Raw genomic sequence first — 8,441 nt, 5'->3', positions numbered from 1 at the left:
GTCCATCAACTTACTTAGTAAAAAACTGGAAATAACGACTGGATTTTATTATACCCAGAGCAATACTGTTACCAACAATCCCGGGACAAGCCTGATCGGACTCAACACCGGTAACGGCCCTTCGCTATATCCCTATGCCAGGCTTGTCGATGCCGCGGGAAATCCCATTGCAATCACGCACGACTACCGGCAGCGTTTCGTTCAGTCCGCGCAGCAACAGGGATTGCTCGACTGGAGCTATAAGCCCCTGGAAGAAATCTTCCTGGCGGATAAAACCCGCAAACTGATCGATTACCGGTTGAATTTTGGCGCCAGTTATAAAATCAAGCCTTATCTTTCGCTGTCCTTACTTTATCAGTATGGACAGAGTATCGCTAACGGGCGGAACCTGCGGAGCGAAAAAACCTATTTTACCCGGAACCTGATCAACAATTTTTCGGCAGTTGATGCTAACGGAAAACTCACTAACTCCATTCCCCGCGGCGCAATACTCGATCTGAATGACCTCACCGCCACCAGTCAAAGCATTAGGGGCCAGCTGAATTTTAACCGTCAATGGAATGATAAACATAGTCTCACGGCCATTGCAGGATATGAACTTCGTGATTTCCATACGGTGGGGAACAGCAACCGCTCCTATGGTTATGACGACAGCCATGCAACTGCTTTAGGGGTCGATTACCTCAGCCAGTTTCCCCAGTATGCAATCCCCGGTTCGCTGGCAGCTATCCCGTTTTATAACAGCATGACCGATCTGACCGACCGCAATATTTCTTATTACTCGAATGCGGCCTATACCTACCTTGACCGCTATACCCTGTCTGCCAGTGCAAGGCTCGACCGGAGTAACCTGTTCGGGGTAAAAACCAATCAACAGGGGGTGCCCCTTTATTCCGCGGGACTCGCCTGGAATATTGATCAAGAACCTTTTTACGGCCTCGAGTGGCTACCCTATTTAAAAATGAGGCTGACCTACGGCTACAATGGCAATGTGAATAAAAGCCTTTCTGCCTTCACAACAGCGCTATACGGCACAGGCAATGCCATCAATACCGTATATGCGCAGGTCATCAATCCGCCAAACCCCGAGCTGAGGTGGGAACGTGTACGACTGATCAACATCGGGATCGATTTTGCGGGGAGGAACAACCGCATCAGCGGCACCATAGAGCCTTACCTCAAGCGGGGTATCGATCTGATCGGGGATATTGCCTTTGCACCCTCCTCGGGCATCACTACCTTTCGGGGCAATACGGCAAATACACGTGGCGCAGGCATCGACCTTAGTTTAAACAGCCAGAATCTGGCCGGTGAGTTCAAATGGCAGACCAGTTTCTTTTTTAGCTATGTAAAGGATAAGGTTGTGGATTACGCGCTCCAGCAACCGGCAGTTAGATATGCACAGTTTTCCGACAGTGAAGTTTATCCTTTACAGGGGAAACCCTTTTATGCCGTATACAGTTATGCCTTCGCAGGCCTCGATCCACAGAACGGCGACCCTCAGGGTTATCTCGGCGACAAAATAAGCAAAGATTATGGGCAGTTGTTGTCTTCAGCGACCGCAGATAACTTGATTTACAGTGGCCCTGCCCGGCCGGTAAGCTACGGCGCCCTGCGGAACACATTCAGCTACAGGCAATTTTCCTTTTCTGCAAATATCAGCTATCGCCTGGGCTACTATTTCAGGCAGCCGGGCATTTTTTACGCCAGCATTCTTTCCGGACAGGGTTACTTTCAGGGCAGGTATAGCGAGCGCTGGCAGAAGCCTGGAGATGAACTGATCACCACCATCCCTTCGATGCCTGCCGGCATTAATGCGGCAAGGGACAGTTTCTATAATTTTTCTACCACAACGGTACAAAAGGCAGATAATATCCGCCTGCAGGACATTASCCTTGCTTACGAGTTTGGTAAAAACGTATTGCAGCGGCTTGCACTCAGTAAACTGCAGGTCTATCTCTATGCCAATAACATCGGGATCATCTGGAAGTCAACCAAAACCCATTTTGACCCAGATTATCCCACTGCTGATTACCCGCCCGCCCGCACGGTTGCTGTAGGCATTAAAGCTGATTTTTAAAATGATGATAACGAAACTGACTATTATGAAAACAATATTTTTACTGATGGGTCTTTTGCTCTCCGGCCTGCTTTTTAGTTCCTGCCAAAAGGAATTCCTGGATAAAAAGCCTGATAAGGCACTACTCATTCCCACAACCCTGGACGATTTTAATGCCTTAATGGATAACCTGACCATATTCAACACCAGCCCCTCGCTGCAGGAAATTTCAGCTGATGACTATTACGCCAATGATGCCGGCGTGGCTGGGTTCACCACGATGGTCCAAAAAAATAGCTACCTGTGGGCTGAAGATCTCTATCAGAACCAGACTTGTGCAGACTGGAACCTTCCTTATCAACAGATCTTTTATGCCAATATCATATTAGATGGTCTGAAGGATCTGGAAGGGGCAGAAGGTTCGAAGACCAACTGGAACACCACTAAAGGAAGCGCACTTTTCCACCGGGCATTTGCTTTTTATAACCTGATGCAGTTGTTTTCCAAGACCTATGACAAGAACACGGCCGGCTTAGATCTGGGAATACCCCTGCGCCTCACTCCAGATGTGAATGCGAAGGGGGGAAGGGCTTCCGTGCAGCAGGTATATGACCAACTCATCAGTGACCTCGTAGAGGCAGAAAAGTTATTGCCCCAGCTGACGCAGTTCAAAAGCCGTCCCTCAAAGGCTGCAGCGAATGCACTATTAGCTCGGGTATACCTGAATATGGAAAATTATGAACTGGCTGGTAAATATGCGGCAGCATCTCTTGCGCTTAACCATTCTCTGCTGGATTACAATACCATCAGCCAGACCGCAACCAATCCATTTCCCTCTTCTCCGGCAGCAGATAATCCCGAGGTAATCTTTTATGATAAACTCATACCTTATGGATTTAGCTCCTCTACCAGGACCACGGTAGCAGATGAGTTATACCAGCTTTATGCAGACAAGGATTTGAGAAAAAGCATATTCTTTGCAGGCCCCGCGCCTTTTTATTTCAAGGGGCGGTATACAGGCTTCCGCCTGCAGCTTTTTGGGGGATTGTGTGTGGATGAGATGTACCTCATCCGCGCCGAATCATTGGCAAGGATGGGCAGTTTTGCCGAGGCGATGCAAGAACTGAACACCCTGCTGGTTACGCGCTGGGCCAAAGGGACCTACCAGCTCCTGAGTGCGAACGACGCAGAAGAGGCCCTGAAGATTATACTTAAAGAAAGACGTAAGGAACTCGCCTTCAGGGGACTCCGCTGGGGAGACCTCAGGCGGCTCAATAAAGATCCGCGCTTTGCAAAAAGTATAATCCGCACGGTTTCAGGGCAGGTATTCACATTAATCGCTGGTGATAAACGTTATGTGCTGCCCATTCCGGCTGAAGAAATATCCGCCAGCGGGATTCCGCAGAATGAGCGGTAAATAAAAAAGCAACCGGCGCGATGCCGGTTGCTGGTTCAAAAGGTTAATCAGATACTACTGTGAAAAATTGCCAAGTTCCTGCTCGATGTAGCCGATTGGATTGACATTGGGATTTTGACCTGCTGGATAGGTGCGGGTACAAGTGTTGTCGGAGGATTCGCAGCTGTAGTCGCCAGTTACCTCTTCATAAGAGGTGCCATTGAAACCCCATTTAACATTGGCTTTTTGAGCAGTAGATGCTACTGCTACGCCTGTTCCAAGTAGGAAGGCGATAGCAGCAAAGTTTAATTTGATCCTTTTCATAGGAAACGAATGCTTTATTACATCAAAAAACATTCAGAAAAACTTTAGTGAAAAAATGATGCTTACTCTTTTCGCAGGTTTTCAGCTGGCCCTGTTTGGTCGTTGGTGATGATGTTGAACGTATTCAATCCTTTCCTTTCAGCGGTATAGAGGTACAAAGCGAGAAGGTTGAGGATCAGAAAGAAACTGTTGAATATTAGATGTGTGGTCCAGCCCATTTGGTTCAGAATGCCCCCACATGAACAGGGAACCCTGTCCCAGAAATGAAGCATGACCATGGCGATGTAGGATGTGAAGGCCAGTAGCAGTGCAGATGAGAACAACAGACCAGATATGATGGTCCGCTTGAAACACAGCAGCAGCGCAGTGATGATTTCGGCAGGGATCAAAAAATACAGTAGGAAATCAGCAAGCCAGCTGGGAAAAGATTGGTTGTGAAGCTGCTGGTCAAAGTCTGAAAAAGTTAGCAGCTTACTCAAAGCAGCATAAACAAATAGCAGTACGAGCAACGGTGGAACGGTTGATTTTAAAATTGCCTTCATGGTAAAAGAATTATGAAACGAATTAACGGTGAATAGAAAAGCCAAAACAGTATGAGATGGGTATTATACCCTTTAAAGTGATAAATTGATGAAAGAAAGCAGGTCAATGGTCTACCGGTTTTTACCGCAGTTGTTTTTACGGGCACCGTACTATAGCTTTACCGGCTATGATCTCTCGCGGTTGCCTGAAGTGTTGCAGGAACAGGCTTTCCGCAATGCAGTTTTTTTGGCGAGCGCAGCGTTTTATGCCTTACTTGAAAAAAAGGAATTTGATTTCGATAAATTAGCAGACAAGGAAAAACATACCCTTTATAAATATTATAACCGGATGTGCTTCAGGCCAACCCCTTTTGGAAGCTTCTCCTCCTTTACTTTACTTCATTGGGGAATCGGTGGTCAGATCAGGCTTGCCGGAAGCGATGAGTCGATCCTTCATTTGTTGCCTGATCAGGAATTTTTAAGGAAACTGAAGAACAGGGCGGAGGCTGATCTGTCAGACGGATTGATGGTCAACCCCGCGCTGTACCGGTTTAATGACGTTTTCCGCTACACCAAATCATCTTTAGATGATAAGGGGAGGTTTAGCTTTTCCTTGGAAGGGATTGCAGCCGTAAAATTCAATGTACAGCTGTTTTCATTTTTATCTTCAAAGAAGACTTCCAAAAACATCCTCTTGACGTGGATTATGGAGCACAGTGAGTGCTCAGATGCAGAAGCGGAAGAATACATCCAATTTCTGCTTGACGCCGGAGCGGTTTTCAATGGCACTCAGGGCAAAGTAATCAGTAATGAGATCATTGAGAACTTCTTTGGATTACCTAGCTGGAACGGTTTCTGGAAAAATTATACGATGATTCCTATATCGGGTGAAGCATCCCTATCGGCTTTGGCCGGGGAAATCGGAAAAATTGCAAAGGAAAATAAACCTTTTGGACAGCCATTTTATGCAGCCCTGGAAAGGCCGAACAAAACTGGGGGACCAAATAGCACTGAACAGGAAGAACTGTCCAAAGCTGTCCATGTGCTGCAGTTATTGGCAAATGCTGAGCAGCCTGCTGATCTGTCGCGTTTTATCCGTGACTTCCGTGCCCGCTTTGATCAGGAAAGGGTGCCTTTACTGCTAGCCTTAGATCCCGACGGGGGATTGCATTATGGCGAGATGGAGCCATCCATGCCTGATCACGATATCCTGGAGAATATTCCTTTCCCCGTGCCGGAAGATGAAAATAGAACACTTGGATGGCATGCCTCACAGCAGTTTATCTTCAAACTCTGGATAGGGGACACCCTTCGCGATCCCTGGGCGCCCCTTCAGATCAGCGAAGATGATTTGATTAAACTGGAAAATCATAAAAAGGTAGTATTGCCTATGCCCCAGACGCAGGCGCTCATGTACCGCTCGACGGGCGAACACCTGATCATCGAAAGTTCGGGCGGTGTAACTGCCGCTTCGCTGATCGGAAGGTTCTCTTGCTTTAGTGACCCGGTACACCAGTTTTGCCGCGAGCTTGCCGCAAAGGAAACTACAGCAAACCCGGAAGTTGTTTTTGCCGACATTGCACAGCAGTCTGATAGCCATGTGGATAATATCAATCGCCGTAAGCCCATTTATTCACACGAGATACCCCTGAACGTATCTCCTTCGCAGCCAGTTGAAAAACTGGTTCTGCCAGGCGAACTCATGCTTTCTCTTAAAGGCGGTGAATTGATATTAGAGTCGTCTAAGTTGAACAAAAGAGTAATTCCCCGTCTGGCGACCGCCTATAACTTTCGGAATAACCACTCGCCGGTTTTCCGGTTGTTGTGTGACCTGCAATTTCAGGGTGTACAGGCAGGACTTTCATTTAGCCTGGAAAACTTTTTTCCGGGCCTTACTTTTTATCCACGGGTCTGTTGCGGAAGGGTGATCCTCTGTCTGGCGAAATGGAATTTTAAGGAGTCAGACATAAAGCATTTATCCGTAGGGGACAATACTGATCCCATCAAAACCCTGGATGGTTTTCGCAGAAAGCACCACCTGCCCCGGTACATCACCATAGGGGCAACAGACCAGCAGTTGGTTTTTGATCTGGCCAATTCCACCGAGGCAAGGTTTTTTCTGCAGTGCATTGACGGTTTAAAGCGGATAACCATTCAGGAATATTTATTGCCTGATCGTTCCGTTCTGTCCGGTAAAAAGCCACTTGCGGGGCAGATGATTGCTTTTCTTGCCCACGGGAATAATATTTATAAACCTTCAAAAAAGGAAAATATCACTGTTTACGGTGAAAAGCAACGCGACTTTTTAATGGGGAGTAACTGGCTTTACCTTAAAATTTTCTGCATTCCACGCGCTTCGGATGAAATCCTTAGTAGGGTGATTTTCCCATTCATCAAAGGACAGAAGAAGCGGATCAAAAACTGGTTTTTCATCCGTTACAGCGATAAAGGCTATCATCTGCGTCTGCGCATACAGGCGGAGGAAGATGATCTTGGCGCGATACTCGTCGCCTTGCGTAAAAAAATTGAATCATCCGGACATGATAAACTCATCCGGGATTTCCAGGGAGATACTTACCGGAGAGAAATCGAACGATATGGGCCCGATCTCATTTCACATGTTGAAGAACTTTTTTGCGCTGCTTTTTTCCATCTCTGATTGATTCCCTGGATTACCTTGGTAAGGTGACGGATCAGTTTATGGCAGAGTTCAGGGCAGATAAAACGCTTAAAGTCGCAATGGATGAGAAATACCGGCAGAAGAAATTAATGATAGCGGACTTGCTGGAAAGTAAAGCATTATCAAAGCATCTTTCGCCACTGTTAAAGCAGATGTCTGTTTTGGATGGGCTTACAAGAAGCTATTCAAATGATAAWAGAMTGGAGCTTTTGGCYGACCTGGTGCATATGCAACTGAACCGGACGTTCTCCGTTAGACAAAGGCAACAGGAGYTGCTCGTYTACTATTGCCTGCAAAAATATGCCGGCTCACGTTTGGCCCGCGAAARGACTTCAGTCTAGTGATCACTTTTGTCTCTTTTACTGACGAGTAGAGCCGGCTGGATTTTTTCCCGGAACGCGGTACGGTAAGTCCCTCCAATCGGAATACTCACCTCTCCGCTTAGTCTTACCTGGGCGTATTCTAACGAATGAATAGCTGCATGGTTGACGATATAAGACTGATGGATCCTGGAAAAACCTTCAACAGGTAACTTGGAAAGGACTTCCGCTAAAGTGAGGTAAGTRGTTACTTTTTCATCATTCATATGGATAATGATATAGTTGCCTATATTTTCGATATAACGGATCTCTGCGATAGTGATCCGGTTAAATTTTCCTTTAATGTTGCTTTTGATGAAAAAAAATGGGCTAGCTGTGATTTGGTTGGTCTGACTGGTGAGATTTGAACGCACCCTGGTAACTGCCTTTAAAAACCTGGCGTAATTGATGGGCTTTAACAGGTAATCTACTGCATCTTTTTCAAACGCTTCCGGTGCGTACTCCCGGTAGGAGGTTGTGAAAATAATGTTGCTCGCTGAACCTATAAGGTCTGCCACATCAAGGCCATTGAGCTGTGGCATATCGACATCTAAAAGAACAATATCGGGTGTTGGGATAGTACATAATTCTTCCAGCGCTAAAAGCGGGTTGGTGGAGCTGCCAACCAGTTCCAGGCCTGGGGTTTGATTGATGTACTTATCGAGTACTTCAATTGAATGATATTCATCATCAATAATATAGCAGGTTAAACTCATAATTTAAGGGTTAAAGTGAGTTCGTAAAATTCGCCAGGCTCGTTGATTTCCAGCTTATAGTTGTCTTTATAAAATGAATCCATGCGGAGCCGGATGTTCTGCAGACCCAGTGCTTTTCGCTGACGGAGATGTCCGTTCTTTGATTTTTTTAAGTTTCTGCTGTGAAAAGTTAACTGACCGTTTTCATCCGTAAACAGTTTGAGCAAAGCTGGCGAATCGGATTCGGCTAAATTTCCATGTTTAAATATATTTTCAGTCAACGTAAGCAGGATCAGCGGAATTATTTTATAACGACTGAAATCACCATGCAGTTCCGGCTTAAGATATAGAGGTTCTTTAAACCTGTAGCGGTTGATCGCGATGAGGTTTTCAATCTGCTCAACTTC

8 protein-coding genes are annotated in these 8,441 nt (G+C 46.2%); 4 read left to right on the top strand and 4 right to left on the bottom strand.

All coding sequences use genetic code 11. The features are described 5' to 3' along the window. Nucleotides 1-2,080: TonB-dependent receptor domain-containing protein (locus AC1DND_RS14570; RefSeq protein WP_477582616.1), on the top strand; the 2,080-nt coding region annotated here is incomplete at its 5' end. Nucleotides 2,081-2,105: 25 nt separating this feature from the next. Beyond that, the gene (locus AC1DND_RS14565) at nt 2,106-3,476 is read left to right on the top strand and encodes a RagB/SusD family nutrient uptake outer membrane protein (protein ID WP_477582615.1); all 1,371 of its coding nucleotides are present in this window, start codon (nt 2,106-2,108) and stop codon (nt 3,474-3,476) included. A 54-nt stretch (nt 3,477-3,530) separates the two neighbouring features. Here the strand turns inward: AC1DND_RS14565 and AC1DND_RS14560 are convergent, their stop codons facing one another. Both AC1DND_RS14560 and AC1DND_RS14555 read right to left on the bottom strand, forming a co-directional pair. Then, entirely contained in the window at nt 3,531-3,779 is a 249-nt protein-coding gene (locus tag AC1DND_RS14560) for a DUF6520 family protein (protein WP_477582613.1), read from the bottom strand. Nucleotides 3,780-3,841: 62 nt separating this feature from the next. Then, nucleotides 3,842-4,321 carry a MauE/DoxX family redox-associated membrane protein gene (locus AC1DND_RS14555; protein WP_477582611.1) on the bottom strand — a complete coding sequence of 160 codons (480 nt, stop codon included), beginning with the start codon at nt 4,319-4,321 and terminating at the stop codon, nt 3,842-3,844. Between the two features lie 88 nt (nt 4,322-4,409). Here AC1DND_RS14555 and AC1DND_RS14550 point away from each other — a divergent pair, with 88 nt between their 5' ends. Then, entirely contained in the window at nt 4,410-6,959 is a 2,550-nt protein-coding gene (locus AC1DND_RS14550) for a thiopeptide-type bacteriocin biosynthesis protein (protein WP_477582610.1), read from the top strand. A gap of 41 nt (nt 6,960-7,000) precedes the next feature. After that, the gene (locus AC1DND_RS14545) at nt 7,001-7,321 is read left to right on the top strand and encodes a lantibiotic dehydratase C-terminal domain-containing protein (RefSeq protein WP_477582608.1); all 321 of its coding nucleotides are present in this window, start codon (nt 7,001-7,003) and stop codon (nt 7,319-7,321) included. Here the strand turns inward: AC1DND_RS14545 and AC1DND_RS14540 are convergent. Together AC1DND_RS14540 and AC1DND_RS14535 are read right to left on the bottom strand one after the other, a co-directional pair. Continuing rightward, nucleotides 7,318-8,055: a LytR/AlgR family response regulator transcription factor gene (locus AC1DND_RS14540; RefSeq protein WP_477582606.1), complete on the bottom strand. Its 738-nt coding sequence runs from the start codon at nt 8,053-8,055 to the stop codon at nt 7,318-7,320. The two genes, AC1DND_RS14545 and AC1DND_RS14540, sit on opposite strands and share 4 nt — an antisense overlap. Continuing rightward, a partial coding sequence (locus AC1DND_RS14535; RefSeq protein ID WP_477582605.1) for a hypothetical protein occupies nt 8,052-8,441 on the bottom strand: 390 nt, incomplete at its 5' end. The genes AC1DND_RS14535 and AC1DND_RS14540, both read right to left, overlap by 4 nt.

This window comes from Pedobacter sp. 01N416 (assembly GCF_056399685.1).
This window is presented reverse-complemented; position numbering and strand designations above follow the sequence as displayed.